At 67.3% G+C, this 16,522-nt stretch carries 22 protein-coding genes; 14 read left to right on the top strand and 8 right to left on the bottom strand.

Features of this window, described 5'->3' with window-relative positions:
* Positions 1-4: 4 nt before the first annotated feature.
* The 3 genes from OVA13_RS11060 to OVA13_RS11050 all read right to left on the bottom strand — a co-directional run bounded on the left by OVA13_RS11060 (position 5) and on the right by OVA13_RS11050 (position 2,314).
* Entirely contained in the window at positions 5-1,270 is a 1,266-nt protein-coding gene (locus tag OVA13_RS11060) for an RNA polymerase sigma factor (protein WP_267790533.1), read from the bottom strand.
* 91 nt (positions 1,271-1,361) lie between these two features.
* Positions 1,362-1,775 (bottom strand): VOC family protein, encoded by a 414-nt coding sequence (locus OVA13_RS11055; RefSeq protein WP_267790532.1) that lies wholly within the window; start codon positions 1,773-1,775, stop codon positions 1,362-1,364.
* Positions 1,776-1,954: 179 nt separating this feature from the next.
* Positions 1,955-2,314: an MmcQ/YjbR family DNA-binding protein gene (locus tag OVA13_RS11050; protein ID WP_267790531.1), complete on the bottom strand. Its 360-nt coding sequence runs from the start codon at positions 2,312-2,314 to the stop codon at positions 1,955-1,957.
* 270 nt (positions 2,315-2,584) lie between these two features.
* Here OVA13_RS11050 and OVA13_RS11045 point away from each other — a divergent pair, with 270 nt between their 5' ends.
* The 3 genes from OVA13_RS11045 to OVA13_RS11035 all read left to right on the top strand — a co-directional run bounded on the left by OVA13_RS11045 (position 2,585) and on the right by OVA13_RS11035 (position 4,154).
* Positions 2,585-3,184: a hypothetical protein gene (locus OVA13_RS11045; protein WP_267790530.1), complete on the top strand. Its 600-nt coding sequence runs from the start codon at positions 2,585-2,587 to the stop codon at positions 3,182-3,184.
* Positions 3,185-3,306: 122 nt separating this feature from the next.
* Entirely contained in the window at positions 3,307-3,606 is a 300-nt protein-coding gene (locus OVA13_RS11040) for a hypothetical protein (RefSeq protein ID WP_267790529.1), read from the top strand.
* Between the two features lie 158 nt (positions 3,607-3,764).
* Positions 3,765-4,154 (top strand): low affinity iron permease family protein, encoded by a 390-nt coding sequence (locus OVA13_RS11035; protein ID WP_267790528.1) that lies wholly within the window; start codon positions 3,765-3,767, stop codon positions 4,152-4,154.
* A gap of 7 nt (positions 4,155-4,161) precedes the next feature.
* Here OVA13_RS11035 and OVA13_RS11030 read toward each other — a convergent pair whose 3' ends face one another.
* The 3 genes from OVA13_RS11030 to OVA13_RS11020 all read right to left on the bottom strand — a co-directional run bounded on the left by OVA13_RS11030 (position 4,162) and on the right by OVA13_RS11020 (position 6,649).
* A complete protein-coding gene (locus OVA13_RS11030; RefSeq protein ID WP_267790527.1) occupies positions 4,162-4,629 on the bottom strand; it encodes a GNAT family N-acetyltransferase in 468 nt (155 codons plus the stop codon).
* A 162-nt stretch (positions 4,630-4,791) separates the two neighbouring features.
* Positions 4,792-5,655: an SDR family oxidoreductase gene (locus OVA13_RS11025; protein WP_267790526.1), complete on the bottom strand. Its 864-nt coding sequence runs from the start codon at positions 5,653-5,655 to the stop codon at positions 4,792-4,794.
* Between the two features lie 106 nt (positions 5,656-5,761).
* On the bottom strand, positions 5,762-6,649 hold the full coding sequence (locus OVA13_RS11020) for a TIGR01777 family oxidoreductase (protein ID WP_267790525.1): 888 nt from the start codon (positions 6,647-6,649) through the stop codon (positions 5,762-5,764).
* A gap of 117 nt (positions 6,650-6,766) precedes the next feature.
* On the opposite strand from OVA13_RS11020, the gene OVA13_RS11015 reads away from it, so the two are divergent.
* The 7 genes from OVA13_RS11015 to OVA13_RS10985 all read left to right on the top strand — a co-directional run bounded on the left by OVA13_RS11015 (position 6,767) and on the right by OVA13_RS10985 (position 11,697).
* Positions 6,767-7,474, top strand: coding sequence for an alpha/beta fold hydrolase (locus OVA13_RS11015; protein WP_267790524.1), 708 nt, complete (start codon positions 6,767-6,769; stop codon positions 7,472-7,474).
* A gap of 105 nt (positions 7,475-7,579) precedes the next feature.
* Positions 7,580-8,485, top strand: coding sequence for a phosphogluconate dehydrogenase (NAD(+)-dependent, decarboxylating) (gnd, locus tag OVA13_RS11010; RefSeq protein WP_267790523.1), 906 nt, complete (start codon positions 7,580-7,582; stop codon positions 8,483-8,485).
* A gap of 106 nt (positions 8,486-8,591) precedes the next feature.
* Complete coding sequence (locus OVA13_RS11005) at positions 8,592-9,269, top strand: type 1 glutamine amidotransferase domain-containing protein (RefSeq protein WP_267790522.1); 678 nt, start codon at positions 8,592-8,594, stop codon at positions 9,267-9,269.
* Between the two features lie 66 nt (positions 9,270-9,335).
* A complete protein-coding gene (locus OVA13_RS11000) occupies positions 9,336-9,623 on the top strand; it encodes a DUF3247 family protein (protein ID WP_267790521.1) in 288 nt (95 codons plus the stop codon).
* Position 9,624: 1 nt separating this feature from the next.
* Complete coding sequence (locus OVA13_RS10995) at positions 9,625-9,819, top strand: CPXCG motif-containing cysteine-rich protein (protein ID WP_267790520.1); 195 nt, start codon at positions 9,625-9,627, stop codon at positions 9,817-9,819.
* A gap of 70 nt (positions 9,820-9,889) precedes the next feature.
* Positions 9,890-11,188 carry a PQQ-dependent sugar dehydrogenase gene (locus tag OVA13_RS10990; protein WP_324288199.1) on the top strand — a complete coding sequence of 433 codons (1,299 nt, stop codon included), beginning with the start codon at positions 9,890-9,892 and terminating at the stop codon, positions 11,186-11,188.
* A gap of 65 nt (positions 11,189-11,253) precedes the next feature.
* The gene (locus tag OVA13_RS10985; protein WP_267790519.1) at positions 11,254-11,697 is read left to right on the top strand and encodes a hypothetical protein; all 444 of its coding nucleotides are present in this window, start codon (positions 11,254-11,256) and stop codon (positions 11,695-11,697) included.
* Positions 11,698-11,886: 189 nt separating this feature from the next.
* Here the strand turns inward: OVA13_RS10985 and OVA13_RS10980 are convergent, their stop codons facing one another.
* Complete coding sequence (locus tag OVA13_RS10980; protein ID WP_267790518.1) at positions 11,887-13,734, bottom strand: ABC transporter ATP-binding protein; 1,848 nt, start codon at positions 13,732-13,734, stop codon at positions 11,887-11,889.
* Between the two features lie 53 nt (positions 13,735-13,787).
* Entirely contained in the window at positions 13,788-14,360 is a 573-nt protein-coding gene (locus OVA13_RS10975) for an NADPH-dependent FMN reductase (RefSeq protein ID WP_267790517.1), read from the bottom strand.
* A 69-nt stretch (positions 14,361-14,429) separates the two neighbouring features.
* Here OVA13_RS10975 and soxR point away from each other — a divergent pair, with 69 nt between their 5' ends.
* From soxR to OVA13_RS10955, 4 genes are all read left to right on the top strand, one after another.
* Positions 14,430-14,897 carry a redox-sensitive transcriptional activator SoxR gene (soxR, locus tag OVA13_RS10970; RefSeq protein WP_267790516.1) on the top strand — a complete coding sequence of 156 codons (468 nt, stop codon included), beginning with the start codon at positions 14,430-14,432 and terminating at the stop codon, positions 14,895-14,897.
* Positions 14,898-14,899: 2 nt separating this feature from the next.
* A complete protein-coding gene (locus tag OVA13_RS10965; RefSeq protein ID WP_267793514.1) occupies positions 14,900-15,490 on the top strand; it encodes a DUF2059 domain-containing protein in 591 nt (196 codons plus the stop codon).
* Between the two features lie 136 nt (positions 15,491-15,626).
* A complete protein-coding gene (locus OVA13_RS10960; RefSeq protein ID WP_267790515.1) occupies positions 15,627-15,851 on the top strand; it encodes an SHOCT domain-containing protein in 225 nt (74 codons plus the stop codon).
* 17 nt (positions 15,852-15,868) lie between these two features.
* Positions 15,869-16,462, top strand: a complete 594-nt coding sequence (locus tag OVA13_RS10955; protein WP_267790514.1) for an HAD family hydrolase — start codon at positions 15,869-15,871, stop codon at positions 16,460-16,462.
* Positions 16,463-16,522: the final 60 nt, after the last annotated feature.

The following is a 16,522-nucleotide window of genomic DNA, read 5'->3' as shown; positions in this document are numbered from 1 at the left end:
CTGATTACGAGGAAATGCATTCTTGCGCGCGTGCGCGCAACAGGGCCTGCTCGCGCACGTTGCGTGTCATCGAGGCAGCACGTTCGAACTCCGCGCGTGCTTCATCGTGGCGACCCAGCTTGAACAACAGGTCGCCACGTACGCTGGGCAGCAGGTGGTACTGCTTCAACGCCGGCTCGTCGCCCAGCCGGTCCACCAGCGGCAGCGCGGCGCCGGGGCCGGCGGCCATCGATACCGCCACGGCACGGTTCAGTTCCACCACGGGCGAGGGCGTCACCTGCGCCAGCGCGGCATACAGCGTGGCGATGCGCGCCCAGTCGGTGTCCTCCGCCGTGCGTGCACGCCCATGACAGGCGGCGATGGCGGCCTGCAGGGCATAGGGACCGAACGCGCCGCCCAGCTGCTCCGCGCGTTCCAGCGCCGCCAGGCCGCGCTGGATCAGCAGGTGGTCCCAGCGGCCGCGGTCCTGTTCCAGCAGCAGCACCGGCTCGCCGTCCTGGCCAACACGTGCATGCAGGCGCGAAGCCTGGATCTCCATCAGGGCGATCAGTCCATGCACTTCCGGCTCGCCCGGTGCCAGCGCGGCCAGCATGCGGCCCAGGCGCAGTGCTTCTTCGCACAGTGCCGGGCGCATCCAGTGTTCGCCGCTGGTGGCCGAGTAGCCTTCGTTGAAGACCAGGTACACCACGCCCAGCACGGATGACAGGCGTTCCTGCAGCTCCGCGCCGCGCGGCACCTCGAACGGCACGTTGGCTTCCGACAGCGTGCGCTTGGCGCGCACGATGCGCTGCGCCACCGTGGGTTCGGGTACCAGGAACGCACGCGCGATCTCGTCGGTGCTCAGGCCGCACAGCAGGCGCAGCGTCAGCGCCACGCGGGCCTCCATCGACAGCACGGGGTGGCACGACACGAACACCAGCCGCAGCAGGTCGTCGTCGATGTCGTGGTCCAGCGCATCTTCCTCGCGCGCCCGGCGGTCGTCCTGCTGGTCTTCCAGTTCGTGCGCAAGTTCCTGGTGCTTGCGGTCCAGCAGCTGCAGCCGGCGCAGCCGGTCAATCGCGCGTCGCTTGGCCGTCGTCATCAGCCAGGCCCCCGGATTGTCCGGCACGCCGTCATCGGGCCAGGTTTCCAGCGCGGCCACCAGCGCATCCTGCGCGAGTTCTTCGGCCAGGCCCACGTCGCGCACCATGCGCGCCAGGCCGGCGATGAGGCGGGCCGATTCGATGCGCCAGACAGCGTCGATCGCGCGATGGGTGGCTGAAGTCTGCATGGCGCGCATCAGACCACGGCACCGCGGCCCGGGAAAGCTGCAGTGCATCGCAACGCCGACGCTTTGCGCTCATGCGCGCGCTGGTCGCAGGTCATGCATCCTTCTCGCAGTTGATCATCCAAGGCACGCCGAACTTGTCCACCAGCATGCCGAAGCGCACCGCCCAGAAAGTCTGGTCGAGCGCCATGGTCACCTGGCCACCCTCGGAGAGCGCAGCGAAGATGCGTTCCGCATCGGCAATGCTGTCCACCGACAGCGACACCGAGCAGCCCTTCACGCCGTCGTAGGGATGCGCCGGGTGGTTGTCCGAGCCCATCAGCACGGTCTGCCCGAACATCACATGCGTGTGCATGATCTTGTCCTTGTGGCTGGCCGGCATGTCGTCGCAGCCGGGGGTTTCGCCGAAGCGCATCAGCGGCCCCAGCTCGCCGCCGGTGGCCTGGGCGTAGAAGGTGAAGGCGGCTTCGCAGTTGCCGTCGAGGATCAGGTAGGGATTGACGTTCATGGCAGTCTCCTGGGGTGTCGGGTGGTGCGGATCGCCCGCCGTACGACGGCGGGGCGCGTTCTTCCCTTAGACGAACCAGCGGGTGCCAGATCGACATCACGGGGCATCGGAGCATTTCGTTCCCTTGTCGGGGCGCCGGACATGCCAGCCCCGCTCCCGTGGCCTGCCCGCTCATGCCGCTACTCCGCCGCGATCCGCCGCTGTTCGCGCAATGGCAGGCGGGACAGGGCGTGGTGGTAGGACCAGCGCACCAGCTCGCGCAGGTGGGCGGTCGGCATCGCCGCCACGTCCACCACGGTGATCCAGTGCTGGCGACCCAGCCAGCGCGCCGGCTTGATGCCGGGCTGGTCGGTCAGCTCCAGGAAGCGTTCGCTGGCGACCTTCACGCTGAAGCGCCAACGCTCCGGTTCACTGGTCTTGAAGTGCGCGAAGCGCTTGCCGCCCACCGCGTAGACCAGGATGTTGGCCGGCGCGGCATGCAGCGTTTCAGTGACCCCGGGCAGGGACCGGCAATGGCGTTTGAGGGCGGCGACATCCATGGCTGCATGCTAGCGCTGCGGACCGGGTTGCGGCTGTCGTGGGGCTTCCGTTGGGGACAGGGGCTGTCCGCGAGTCACCTTGTTCATAGGAGTAGCTGAGGTGCGGCGAGCGTCGGCACTTTATTGTGCTCTCGCGAAGATACTTGACAGTCTGGGCTCCATGGAAGGATTGCCACGTAGTCTTGGACCTATCTTGACGGCATTGGTTGGAGTGAGCTTGCGAAGCCCGGCCCGCTGGAACGATGATGGGCCGTCAAAGGAGTTCATATGATGGTCAAGGGCCTGGTACCTGTACTTATGGCAGCGCTCTTGCCCACGGCTTGCAGCCGTGTTCCGGAGCACACGCTCGATCCGGAAACGCTGTACCAGGATTTCGCAACCTACAACGTTGCCACTGTGGCTGTGTATCGTCAGAAATGGGAAGGAAATGACTTGACCGATATGGATCGCGCAATGCTCGCCGGCGAACTTATTGGGCGCGATCCATCGAGGAGTGCGGAGTACTTCGCATACCTCAAGGCCACAGTTCATTCCAAAGACTCAGTGATTGCCGAGACGGCTGCAAATTCTCTTCGAAATGCGCGTGGAGACGAGGCGCTTGATCTGCTTGTGACGATGGCAACGTCTTCTCGACCGCAAGTTGCGCTTGCCGCTGTTCGGTCGCTCGACTTCAAGCGTCAGAGTGTCTTGGGTTCGCGCACGAACGGTCACGAGGCGGACGCGCTCAATGAGCGAATCAAGGAACTTCGCGCGGAGATCGCTCGCGGGCTACGCCAGGCAAGTGGTATGCCGGCAAGAAGGAGCGTCGACCCGGTAAGCGGACTTCAAGCCAGCAGGGCGTGCGTTAGCCCAGCTCTCGATTCGGAGTAATCGCGACCTGAAATCCGTGATGGTGGGCCAAGGCCCCCCTGCACCCCTCAATTTCTTCCGTTCTCAGGGGCGTATGACGAGGTATCTTCTATGACCTATCACAGCGGTGTGGAGGAATGAGCATGAAAGCGCTGGTAGTGGTTCTAGCCGTAGCTAGCATGATCAGCATCCTCCTGACGAGCAAGTTGCTTCATAAACTCGACTGCACTCGTCCAGAAGTGTTGCGGACAGCGGGTATCACCAAGGTCGACTGGTGGATTGATTGCGTGGTAGGTGTGTTCAGGCTGGCCTTTGGTCCCGCCGGCACACTTCTGGACACTAGGGAGCGTTGGACCTTCGTATCTGCGGCTTGCGCCTTCGTGTGGGCTGCCTTGGCCAGCGTAAGTGCGATCATCTTCCCCGAGTTCTGGAAGAACTTGTAGCAGCTGGCGCAACTGAACCGCGCGATTCAAAAAAGACTGTCTTCAGACTGAACGTGCGAGGGTGGGCGAAGGTCGGCCCTACAACCGCTGCACAGCCTTCACCTGCAGCAGTGCCGGATTGCTGGAGAATCCAGGCACGTCGTTTCCGGAGATGTGCGATGGGGACTCAGTCGGCTTTCACGCGGGTGGCCAAGAAGGCGTCCGTGTTCACGGGGCAGCCCGCCTGTTTCATGCTGGCGCTGGGAACGGTGGCGGTCTGGGGCCTCACGGGGCCGCTGTTCGGCTTCAGCGACACCTGGCAGCTGGTCATCAATACCGGCACCACCATCATCACCTTCCTGATGGTGTTCCTGATCCAGAACACCCAGAACCGCGACACCGAAGCCATGCAGATCAAGCTGGATGAACTGATCCGCGTGTCGCGCAACGCCAACAACGCGCTGCTTGATCTGGAAGAGCTGGAGGAGCGGGAACTCGACGCACTGCGCGAGCGCTATGAGGAAATGGCGCGGCGGGCACGCGAGGTGAAACAGGCGCGCACACGCTGACGCACGGTCAGGGCCACTTTTCCATCCGGTAGTTGTGGATGGCCACGCCGCCCAGCATCAGGTCGTTGCGGCCCAGCATCCGGAAGCCTTGCCGCTCGAACAGCGGCCGCGCCAGTTCGCTGGCTTCCACGAAGATGCGCGGCACGGGCAGGCGCCGTGCGTGCGCTTCCAGCGCGGCGTACAGCAGCGATCCCACCCGCAGGCCCTCGGCCTCCGGGGCCACGTAGAGGAAGTCCAGGTGTCCGTCGGCTTCCATATCGCCGAAGCCCAGCACCGCGCCCGCATCGTCCTGCGCCACCAGCACCCGGCGGCCATCGCCGCAGCGTTCCGCGGTGTCGGCCGCATTGGCGGTCGCCGCCCAGGCGGCCACCTGCGCCGGCGTGTAGGCGCGCGGACCGTAGTGCCTTACCGAGCGGGCATACAGGTCGGCGAGGACGGCGGCATCGGCGGGCTGGTAGGGGCGGAGGGTGGGCATGCGGGCGAGGAGAGTGGGTGGCCCTTTCTACCCACCCTCGGCTGTGAATGCCAGTCTTGCCACCGCGCGCAATCCGCAGGAGATCAAAGCGTCAGTGACGAGATCCGGTCTCCCACAACGCCTGCGCGTGAACAAAAAAGCCTCGCGCGTGAGAACAGAACCTCACGCCGAGATATGCCCACCGCCGTTGACATGGATCAGCTGGCCGGTGATGTAGCGCGCGTCGTCGCTGGCCAGGAACACGTACGCCGGGGCGACTTCCGACGGCTGGCCGGGGCGTTTCATCAGCGTGTCCGAGCCGAGTTCGGCGACCTGCTTGCGGGTGAACGACGCCGGGATCAGCGGCGTCCAGATGGGGCCCGGCGCAACCGCGTTGACGCGGATGCCGCGGTCCGCCAGCGACTTGGCCAGCGAGAACGTCATCGCGTGGATCGCGCCCTTGGTCGCCGCGTAGTCCAGCAGGGTGTCGTGGCCGCGCACGCCGGTCACCGAACCGGTGTTGATGATGCAGCCGGTCTGATCCGGCAGATGCTCCAGCGCGGCATCGACCAGATGGAAGAACGAGAACAGGTTGGTCTCGAAGGTGTGGCGCAGCCGCGCAGGGGTGAGTTCCTCCGGGGCATCCACCGGATACTGCTGGGCGTGGTTGTTGACCAGCACGTCCAGTGCGCCCAGCTGCTTCACCGTGCGCGCCACCACCTGCCGGCAACGCGTCGGCGCACTCAGGTCGCCCTTCAGCAACAGGCAGCGTTGGCCGGTGGCCTCCACCAGCCGCTGCGTCTCGCGCGCATCCTGCTCTTCGTCGAGATAGGCGATGGCGACATCGGCGCCTTCGTGTGCGAAATGCACCGCGACCGCGCGGCCGATGCCGCTGTCGCCGCCGGTCACCAGCGCCACCTTGCCGTGGAGGCGGCCGTTGCCGCGATAACCGGGGCGGATGGTTTCGGGCTCCGGGGTCATGCGCTTCTGCTTGCCGGGCTGGCGGCGCTGGGTCTGCGGCGGGTTCACGCGTTTCTTGGCGGGCATGTCGGCGTCCGGTGCGGGTCCGCCACGACGCTAGACGCGCCGGCGTTACCGACGCGTGCGCGGGAGATGAAGAAAGCGCTTGCCCGCGCTGCGCGCGGTGGCACGACTAGTCGTTCAGCACGTCCGCGAGCGCCGTGTCCAGCGTGGGGAACTGGAAGGTGAAGCCTTCGGCCAGTGCATGCGCGGGCAGCACGCGCTGGCCGGTCAGCAGCAGCTGTGCCATCTCGCCGAACGCAAGCTTCAGCGCGATGGCAGGCGTGGGCAGCAGCGCCGGGCGATGCAGGGCGGCGCCCAGCGCCGTGGCGAACGCGCGGTTGGTCACCGGCGTGGGCGCGGTGCCGTTGTAGGCGCCGCCGGCCTGGTCGCGTTCCAGCAGCCACTGGATCAGGCGCACCAGGTCGTCGCGGTGGATCCAGCTCATCCACTGCCGCCCATCGCCCATCGGCCCACCCGCCCCCAGGCGGAACGGCGGCAACATCTTCGCCAGTGCGCCGCCCTGCGTGCCCAGCACGATGCCGATGCGCACGCGGCAGGTGCGCACGTCCAGCGTTTCGGCCTGCATCGCTTCGGTTTCCCAGTCGCGGCAGAGCTGGGCGGCGAAGTCGTCGCCGGGCGGCGCGGACTCGTCCAGCGCGGTGTCGTCACGCGGGCCGTAGTAGCCGATGGCCGAGCCTGACACCAGCACGCGCGGCCGCACCGGCTGGCGGGCCATCCACGCGACCAGTTGCTGCGTGGTGCCCAGCCGCGAATCGCGGAAGGCCTGCTTGCGAACGGTGTTCCAGCGGCCGTCTGCGAGCGGTTCGCCCGCCAGGTTGACCACGGCCTCGACGTCCCGCGCATCGTCGAGCGTGGCGATGGCACGTACGCCCGGCAGTCGCGCCGCCGCGCGCGGCGGATCGCGCGTGAGGGCGGTCAACGTGTGGCCGGACGTCAGCAGGCGCGTGCAGAGTGCAGTGCCGATGAAGCCGGTGGCGCCAGTGATCAGGATATGCATGGGGGTGTGCGGGAAAGGGACGTGCCGAGCATACGCCGCTGCGTGTGTTGCGCACGTGGAACGGATTGTGGGCGTGCCGGGGACTCGGGCGGCGCGCCCGGCACCTACAATGGCGGCATGGCTTCGACACCCCGCGTTCCCCTGCTGTTGCTGCCCGGCCTGCTGTGCGATGAGCGCCTCTGGCGCGATCCGGCCCAGGCGCTGGCCGACATCGCGGACGTCCACCATGGCGACCTGACCCAGGACGACAGCGTCGCCGGGATGGCCGCGCGCGTGCTGGCCGCCGCGCCGCCCACGTTCGCGCTGGCGGGGCTGTCGATGGGGGGCTACGTGGCGTTCGAGATCCTGCGGCAGGCGCCGCAGCGCGTGCAGCGGCTGGCGTTGCTGGACACCAGTGCGCGGCTGGACCCGCCCAAGCGGTTGCTGGTGCGGCAGGCGGGGCTGGCGCTGGCCGAGGCCGGTCGTTTCGCCGGGGTCACGCGCAAGCTGCTGCCGCAACTGGTGCATGAAAGCCGGGTGGACGCGCCGGTGGGCGAAGAGGTGATGGCGATGGCCGCGCGTGTGGGCCTGCCGGCGTTCCTGCGCCAGCAGCGCGCCATCATCGGCCGCCCCGATTCGCTGCCCGTGCTGCCCACCGTGGCCGTTCCCACGCTGGTCGGCGTGGGCGAGCAGGACCAGATGACGCTGCCCGAGGAATCCCGGCTGCTGCATGAAAGGATTCCCGGCGCACGCCTGCATGTGTTCGCGCGCTGCGGCCACCTGCCGGCGATGGAAGTGCCGCAGGAAACCGCGGCGGTCATGCGCGCATGGCTGCAGGATGCGTGAGCCGGGCCGGCAGGCGCGCAGCGCGGTGCAAGCGCATTCCCCACGCGGCGGCGATGATGCCGCACGTGTTTTTCTTTTTTTCCAGACAGGGTTACAGGAGCACGCATGGAACTGGCAATGATCGGATTGGGCCGCATGGGCGCCAACATGGCCGAACGGCTGGTGCGCGGCGGGCACGCCGTGCGCGGCTACGACCCGGGTGAAGCGGCGCGGCAGCAGGCGGAGACGCGCGGCATCGTGCCGCACGCGAATCTGCAGAACGCCGTGTCCGCGCTGCCCACGCCGCGCGTGGTGTGGCTGATGGTGCCGGCCGGGCAGGTGGTGGATGACACGATCGACCAGCTGCGCCCGCTGCTGTCGGCCGGCGACACGGTGATCGATGGCGGCAACTCAAACTACAAGGACACGCAGCGGCGTGCGGCGCTGTTGGCCGAGGCCGGCATCCACTACGTGGACTGCGGCACCAGCGGCGGCGTGTGGGGCCTGGAGGAGGGCTACAGCCTGATGATCGGCGGCGATGCCGAGGCGGTGGCGCGCCTGCAGCCGGTATTCGCCACGCTGGCGCCGACGCCGCAGACCGGCTGGGGGCGCGTGGGCCCCAGTGGTGCGGGCCACTTCGCCAAGATGGTCCACAACGGCATCGAGTACGGAATGATGCAGGCGTACGCAGAAGGCTTCGCCATCCTGAAGAAGAAGGACGCGATGGCCTTCGACCTGGGCGCGCTGGCCGAGATCTGGCGCGAAGGCAGCGTGGTGCGCTCGTGGCTGCTGGACCTGACCGCCGATGCGCTGAAGAAGAATCCGGAGATGGCCGGCATTGCGCCGTACGTGGCCGATTCCGGCGAAGGCCGCTGGACGGTGGCCGAGGCGATCGACCTGAATGTCTCCGCGCCGGTCATCACGCTGTCGTTGCTGGAACGCCTGCGCTCGCGCGATGACGATTCGTACGCGGACAAGCTGCTGTCGGCGATGCGCAACGAGTTCGGCGGGCATGCGGTGAAGAAGGGCTGAGGGACGGCTGCTGCGGGCGCGGCGCGATGCCGCGCCTGCTGTGCTCACTTGGCCTTATCGCGGCGGTTGCTAGCGTCGGCGGCACCTTTTCCACAGAGACGCGGCCATGAAGATCCTGATGGTGCTCACTTCCCACGACACGCTGGGCGATACCGGCAGGAAGACCGGCTTCTGGCTGGAAGAACTCGCTGCGCCGTACTACGTGTTCAAGGATGCCGGCGCCGAGGTGGTGCTGGCGTCGCCCAAAGGCGGGCAGCCGCCGCTGGACCCCAAGAGCGATGCGCCCGATGCGCAGACCGCGGCGACGGTGCGCTTCAACGAGGACGCCGACGCGCTGGCCGCGCTGGCCGCCACCGAAAAGCTGAAGGACGTGGTGGACGGCAGTTTCGACGCTGTCTTCTACCCCGGCGGACACGGTCCGCTGTGGGACCTGGCCGAGGATGCCGATTCGATCCGCCTGGTCGAGCAGACGTTCTCCGCCGGCAAGCCGTTGGCGGCGGTCTGCCATGGCCCGGCCGTGTTCCGCCATGCGCGCGGTGCGCTCGGCGAGCCGCTGGTGAAGGACAAGCGTGTCACCGCCTTCTCCGACGAGGAAGAAGAAGCCGTGGGCCTGACGGACGTGGTGCCGTTCTCGCTGGAAGAGGCCCTGAAGAAGAACGGCGCGCGCTACGAGCGCGGTGCGCTGTGGCAGCCGTATGTAGTGACCGATGGCCGGCTGGTGACCGGCCAGAATCCGGCCTCGTCCGAGGCAGCGGCGCAAGACGTACTCCGGCTGTTGCGCTGACGCATTCACGGGGGTTTACCGCGCGGGCGCTACAGTGCAGGCCGCAGCCTTGGGTGGAGTCCAGTCATGATCGGCGTACCGCCCCATCTGTATGCACGCAGAAGCGACATCGACCGGCTGGCGGCATTGATCATGCAGCTGCCGCAGGAAGCGCGGGTGGAACTGCAGTTGCTGGACGGCAGCGTCCTGCGCGGCACCGTGTCCATGCAACCCAGCATGCAGGTGTTCCGCCATGCCGACGGCACCAGTGGCAGCAACGCCGGCGTGCGCCTGGACGACCGGCTACATCCCGAGCAGGCGCATTACCTGTGGATCGACCGCATCGCCTCGGTCACTCGGCTGGGACGCGCCTGAGATGTCGCAGCTTCCGTCCGCCGACATCGCCTGCCCGTATTGCGGCGAGACGATCACCCTGGTGGTGGACGATTCCGCCGGCGACCAACGGTACGTGGAGGACTGCCATGTCTGCTGCAAGCCCATCGAGGTGCGCGTGAGCGTGGACGAGGCGGGCGAAGTACAGGTGGATGCGTGGGGCCAGGACGAGGCCTGAGCGCGCGTTTTCGTCGCTTTCGCACCGCCGCGCCTACGCTTGCGGAATGACGATCTTGCGGAGACACGGCATGCGCATCGGGACCTGCCTGCTGGTGCTGTGTTGCCTTTCGTGCAGCGGCAATGCGCAGGATGCGGTCGAGACCGGCCCGCGTCCGCAGTTGCCGGCACCGGAACGCGCGCTGATCCCGACCGTCAACGTGGCCGAGGCGGTGGGTTGGCCGGGCGACCAGGCACCGACCCCCGCGGCGGGACTGGCCGTGACCCGATTCGCGGATGGACTGGCGCATCCGCGCTGGCTGCACGTGCTGCCCAATGGCGACGTGCTGGTGGCGGAAAGCAATGCGCCGCCCAAGCCGGCGCAGAAGAAGGGCATCCGCAGCTTCTTCATGGCGCGTGCGATGAAGAAGGCCGGCGCGGCCGCACCCAGCGCCAACCGCATCACCCTGCTGCGCGACGCCGATGGCGATGGCGTGGCCGAGATGCGCACGCCGTTGTTGACCGGGCTGTTTTCCCCCTTCGGCATGGCGCTGGTCGACGGTCGCCTGTACATCGCCAATGCCGATGCCATCGTCAGCGTGCCGTACCGCGAGGGCGACACGCGCATCGACGCGCGCCCGGTCAAGCTGGCCGACCTGCCGGGCGGCCCCTTGAACCATCACTGGACCAAGAGCCTGCTGGCCAGCGCCGACGGGCGTCATCTGTACGTGGGCGTGGGGTCCAACAGCAATGTCGGTGAGAACGGGATGGCGATGGAGACGGACCGTGCGGCCATCCTGCAGGTCGATATCGCGACGGGTGCGAAGCGCGTGTTCGCGTCCGGCCTGCGCAATCCGGTGGGCCTGGCGTGGGAGCCGCACGGCGGTGGGTTGTGGACCGTGGTCAACGAGCGCGACGAACTGGGTGACGCGCTGGTGCCCGACTACCTGACCTCGGTGCGCGAGGGCGCGTTCTACGGCTGGCCCTACAGTTATTACGGCGCGAACGTGGACGCACGGGTGAAGCCGCCGCGCCCGGACCTGGTGGCCAAGGCGATTGCCCCTGACTACGCGCTGGGCGCGCACGTCGCTGCGCTGGGGCTGGCCTTCCATGATGGCCAGGGCTGGCCGACCACCCTGCAACGCGGCGCCTTCATCGCCGAGCACGGTTCCTGGAACCGGCGGCAGCCTGCCGGCTACAAGCTGGTCTTCGTGCCTTTCGTCGGCGGCCAGCCGCACGGGAGTCCGGTGGATGTGCTGACCGGTTTCCTGGATGACGAAGGCCGTGCGCGCGGCCGTCCGGTCGGCGTGGCGGTGGATGCCCGCGGCGGCGTGCTGCTGGCCGATGACGTAGGCAACGCGGTCTGGCGCGTCGCACCCGCGCGACCGTAACGGCCATATCGGCTGCGCGGCGGTATGCTCGCCCCCGGTCCAACCGCACGCCCTGGGGAGGGAAGATGAATACGACCGTGGAAACCGCCGGCAAGCGTTCGCTCGGCTATTGGTTGATCGCTTTGTTCGCGCTGGTGTGGAACCTGCTCGGCGTGGCCATGTGGTACCTGCAGGTGAACATGTCGGCCGAACGGCTGGCGCTGATGACCGAACCGCAGCGCCAGGTCTACCAGGCCACGCCCGGCTGGCTCGACGTCGTTTTTGCCGTGGCGGTATTCGCCGGCGTGCTGGGTGGTGTCGGGCTGCTGCTGAAGAAGCGCTGGGCAGCGACGATGTTCCTGCTGTCGCTGGTCGCCGTGCTGGTGCAGATGATCGCCGCGTACGTGGTGACCCCGGCGTGGGCCGCGTACGGACCCACGGGGCTGGTGATGCCGGTGGTGCTGGTGGTGATCGCGGGGTTCCTGTTGAGCTATGCCAACAAGGCGCTGGCACGCGGCTGGCTGTCCTGACGTGTTTTCCCCTCTCCCTGCGCAGCGGGGAGAGGGTGCCGAAGGCGGGTGAGGGGCGACGAAGCCCGTTCTCTTGATGCCGACGGATCGTATCCAAGATCGGATTCAAGACGCGAAGCGATTCGTCGCCGCGCTCGCCCCTCATCCGGCCTCCGGCCACCTTCTCCCCGCCGTGCGGGGAGAAGGACATCAAGCCTCGACATCCTCCAGATCCACGCCGATGAAGCCGCCGGACTGTCGGCGCCACAGCGCGGCATACAGTCCATCCTGCTGGAGCAGTTCCTCGTGGCTGCCGCTTTCGATCACGCGGCCGCCATCCATCACGATCAACCGGTCGAGCACGGCGATGGTGGACAGGCGGTGGGCGATGGCGATGACCGTCTTGCCTTCCATCAGCGCATACAGCTGCTCCTGGATCGCGGCCTCGACTTCCGAATCCAGCGCCGAGGTCGCTTCGTCCAGTACCAGGATCGGCGCATCCTTCAACAGCACGCGCGCGATCGCCACGCGTTGGCGCTGCCCGCCGGACAGCTTCACGCCGCGCTCGCCCACCTGGGTGTCGTAGCCGCTGCGGCCCTTGGCATCGGTCAGCCCGCGGATGAACTCGTCCGCATGCGCGCGCTCGGACGCCTGCAGCAGCTCTTCCTCGGTGGCGTCCGGACGGCCGTAGCGGATGTTGTCGCGGATCGAACGGTGCAGCAGCGAGGTGTCCTGGGTGACCATGCCGATGTTCCGACGCAGCGATTCCTGGGTGACGTGCGCCACGTCCTGTCCGTCGATCAGGATGCGTCCGCCTTCCACGTCGTAGAAGCGCAGCAGCAGGTTCACCAGCGTGGACTTGCCGGCGCCGGAGCGGCCGACGATGCCGACCTTCTCGCCCGGCTTGATGACCAGCGACAGGTCGTCGATCACCTTGGCTTCGCGGCCGTAGTGGAACTTCACGTGGTCGAAGCGGATCTCGCCTTGCGTGACCTCCAGGTCCTTCGCGCCCTTCGCATCGGCGATGGCCAGAGGCTGGGCCAGCGTGCCCATGCCATCCTCGACGGTGCCGATGTTCTCGAACAGGCCGGCCACTTCCCACAGGATCCAGTCCGACATCGAGCGGATGCGCATCACCAGCGCGATGGCCACGGCGATCGCACCCATCGAGATCGACGACTGCAGCCATGCCCAGATCGCCACGCTGGCCACGCTGGCCAGCAGGAATGCATTGAGGGTGTGCAGGCTGACGGTCAGCTGGGTGACCAGGCGCATCTGCGCGTGCACGGTGACCATGAATTCGTCCATGGCGCCACGCGCATAGTCCTGCTCGCGCATGGTATGGGCGAACAGCTTGATGGTCTGGATGTTGGTGTAGCTGTCGACGATGCGCCCGGTCATCTGCGCACGCGCATCCGACTGCGCCATCGAGACCTTCTGCAGGCGCGGCACGAAGTGGAACACCAGCAGCAGGTAGCTGACCAGCCAGACGACCAGCGGCAGCACCAGCCACACGTCGGCCTGCGCCACCAGCACCACGGTGCCGACGAAGTAGACGACGACGTAGACGAACACGTCCATCAGCTTCATCACCGTCTCGCGGATCGACAACGCGGTCTGCATGACCTTCTGCGAGATGCGGCCGGCGAACTCGTCCTGGAAGAAGCCCACGCTCTGCCGCAGCAGGTAACGGTGCGACAGCCAGCGGGCGATCATCGGGTAGTTGCCGAAGATGGTCTGGTGGATGATCAGCGACTGCACCAGCACCAGCAGCGGGTAGGCCACCAGCACCAGCACACCCATCCACAGCAGCTTCTCCCCGTGCACCTGCAGGAAGCTGTCGCGCCCGGTGCTGCCCATCCAGTCGACCAGCTGGCCCATGTAGTCGAAGAAGGTGATCTCCAGCGCGGAGATCACGCCGGTCAGCACCGACATGGCGATCAGCCACGGCAGCAGCGGTCGCGAATAGTGCAGCAGGAACGGCAGCAGCTTGCGGGGCGGCGTGCTGGGCTCGCCTTTCGGGTACGGATTGATGCGGGTTTCGAAGAATCGGAACATCGGGTCGGTCCATCGTGGGCGCGCATCTGCGCGCCGGGGGAAAACGTACCGGCTCAGCCGGCGGGATAAGGCCAGGCCGCGCGCGCCTGGCGGAGCGCGTGGCCGTACCAGGCCAGCTGGTCCAGCATGCGGCCTGCGGCGCGTTCGCTGCCTTCGGCGTCGTGCGGTCGGCCACCGGCGTCGAAGCGGTTCCAGGCCTGGGTGAAATACACACCGTCGCGGACCGGTGCAGCGTGCAGCCCGCTGAAGACCTGTCGCAACTGTTCCACCGCACGCGAACCGCCGCTGAGCCCGCCATACGCGACGAAGCCGACCGGCTTCGCATGCCAGTGCGAGGCCACCAGGTCGATCATGTGCTTGAGCGCGGCGGGATAGCCGTGATTGTACTCCGGCGTGACCACGACGAAGGCATCGGCGCGCCAGACGCGTTGTTGCAGATTCACCAGGTCGGCACTCGCTGCGCCGCCATGGCGGGAAGGCAGGTCGAGCAGGGCGGGATCGATGGTGTCGACGGTATAGTCGCGGCGCAGCGCCAGCTGCGCGCGCAGCCAGTCCGCGACGGTGTCGCAGAAACGGCCTTCGCGCGTGCTGCCGTACAGCAAGGCCAGGTGGAGAGGGTCGGGCATCGGTATCGCGGCTTGCCAGGACAGGGACGTACAGGGTAGAACCTCAACCATTCTTGAGGTCAATGGATCATGCCGGGAAAACAGCATCCTCCCATCGAAACGGAGCTCACCGTCGGCCAGGTCGCCGCACGCGCGGGCGTCGCTATTTCCACGCTGCACTTCTACGAATCCAAGGGCCTGATCCACAGCTGGCGCAACGCCGGCAACCAGCGCCGCTACGCGCGCGACGTGCTGCGCCGGGTGGCGGTGATCAAGGTGGCGCAGCGCACCGGCATCCCGCTGGCGGAGATCCAGTCCGCGCTGTCTTCGCTGCCGGAGAACCGCACGCCGACCGCCGCCGACTGGAAGAAGCTCTCCGCACACTGGCATGCCGCGCTCGAGGCCCGCATCGCCAGCCTCACCCGTCTTCGAGACCAGCTGGATGGCTGCATCGGCTGCGGTTGCCTGTCGCTGAAAGTGTGCCCGCTGCGCAACCCGTGGGATGAGCTGGGCGAAGAGGGGCCCGGGGCGCGGTTGCTGGAGGCATCTGAAGCTTGAGCGTGCGCGTCTCGTGGACTGCACCGGGCGTGCGCCGCGGTATGCTCCTCGCGCACCGTGTGGGTGCTGGGGGAGGGAACATGAAGAATTGGATGCTGTACTTGTTGTTGGCGGCGATGTTGCCGGTATCTGCTGCGTCCGCGGCACCGGCCACCGAGGCGTCGGTGCGGGAATTGCTGGAGGTGACCAAATCGCGGCAGATGCTGGACCAGGTCTATGGCCAGATGGAGTCCATGTATGCCGACTCTATGCGGCAGGCCTTCGGCGAAAGCATGACCGAGGCGCAGGAAGCGCGGATGCAGCGGTTCACCACGCGCATGACCGCGTTGATGAAGAAGGAGATGAGCTGGGATGTGCTCGCGCCCATGTACGTCGACATCTACAGCAAGTCGTTTACCCAGGAAGAAATCCAGAGCATGCTCGATTTCTATCGCACGCCGGCGGGGCAGGCGGTGATCGACAAGATGCCGCTGGTGATGCAGAACACCATGAAGGCGGTACAGGAGCGGATCGGCACGATGATGCCGGAGATGCAGAAGATGCTGGCCGAAGAGCTGCAACAGAAGCCCGCCACGCCGCCCGAGAGCCCCTGACGCGGGCCTTACAGCCATCGCGTTGTGCCGATCACCCGGCCGCGTGGGGTGCGCCGCGCGGCCGGGGATCTGACACGCTAGAATCCGACCATCGCGGCCGCAGGCCGCCGGCTGAAGGAGCGGGAAAATGGGTGGATTGAGCATCTGGCACTGGCTGGTGGTGCTGGTTTTCCTCGGTGTCCCGGCCATCCTCGTGACCCTGCTCGTCCTGTTTATGCGTCGCCGACAGCGCGCGGCCGCCTCCGCCCCCGTTGGCACGACCGAGGCACGCCTCGCCCGCCTGGATGCATTGCGCGCCCAAGGCCTGATCACCCAGGAAGAGTTCGACCAGCAGCGCGCCGCCGTCATCCGTGGGCTTTGACCCACGGTCGCGTCGCCATGCCTGACCTTGCGCTGTTCGATTTCGACGGCACGCTGACCACGCGCGAGACCTTTCCGGATTTCATGCGCCACGCGGTCGCGCGGCCGCGGTTGTTGCTCGGCGGCGTGCTGCTGGCGCCCGTCGTGTTCGGCTACCGGCGCGGTTGGGTGGCCGGCAATCCGACGCGTACCAGCGTCGTGCAGGTAGGGCTCCGCGGTGTGGACGCCACCCGCCTGCGTGCGAAGGGCGCGACCTTCGCGCGGAACGTGCTGCCCGGGCTGCTGCGGCCGGAGGCCATGGCGCGGCTGGCGTGGCATCGCGAACGCGGTGATCGCGTCGTGGTGGTGTCGGGCGGGCTGGATGTGTATCTCGTACCCTGGTGCGCGGCGCAGGGGGTGGAGGTCCTTTGCTCGGTCCTTGCCGAACGCGACGGCCGCATCACCGGTTACGCCGGGGCCCAGTGCGTCGGTGAGGAAAAGGTACGCCGCGTACGCGCGCTGTGCGACCCGCAGGCCTACACCGCCATCCACGCCTATGGCGATACGCACGAAGACCAGGCCATGCTGGCGATGGCGCACCATCGCACCTACCGTGGGCAGGCGGTGGCCTGATCGCTGTCCACGGGTGGGAGCGACGTAAGTCGCGAACGGAAGACACAGCCAGGCCCAGCC

Source organism: Pseudoxanthomonas sp. SL93, from assembly GCF_026625825.1.
In the GTDB taxonomy this organism is placed as follows: domain Bacteria; phylum Pseudomonadota; class Gammaproteobacteria; order Xanthomonadales; family Xanthomonadaceae; genus Pseudoxanthomonas_A.
This window is presented reverse-complemented; position numbering and strand designations above follow the sequence as displayed.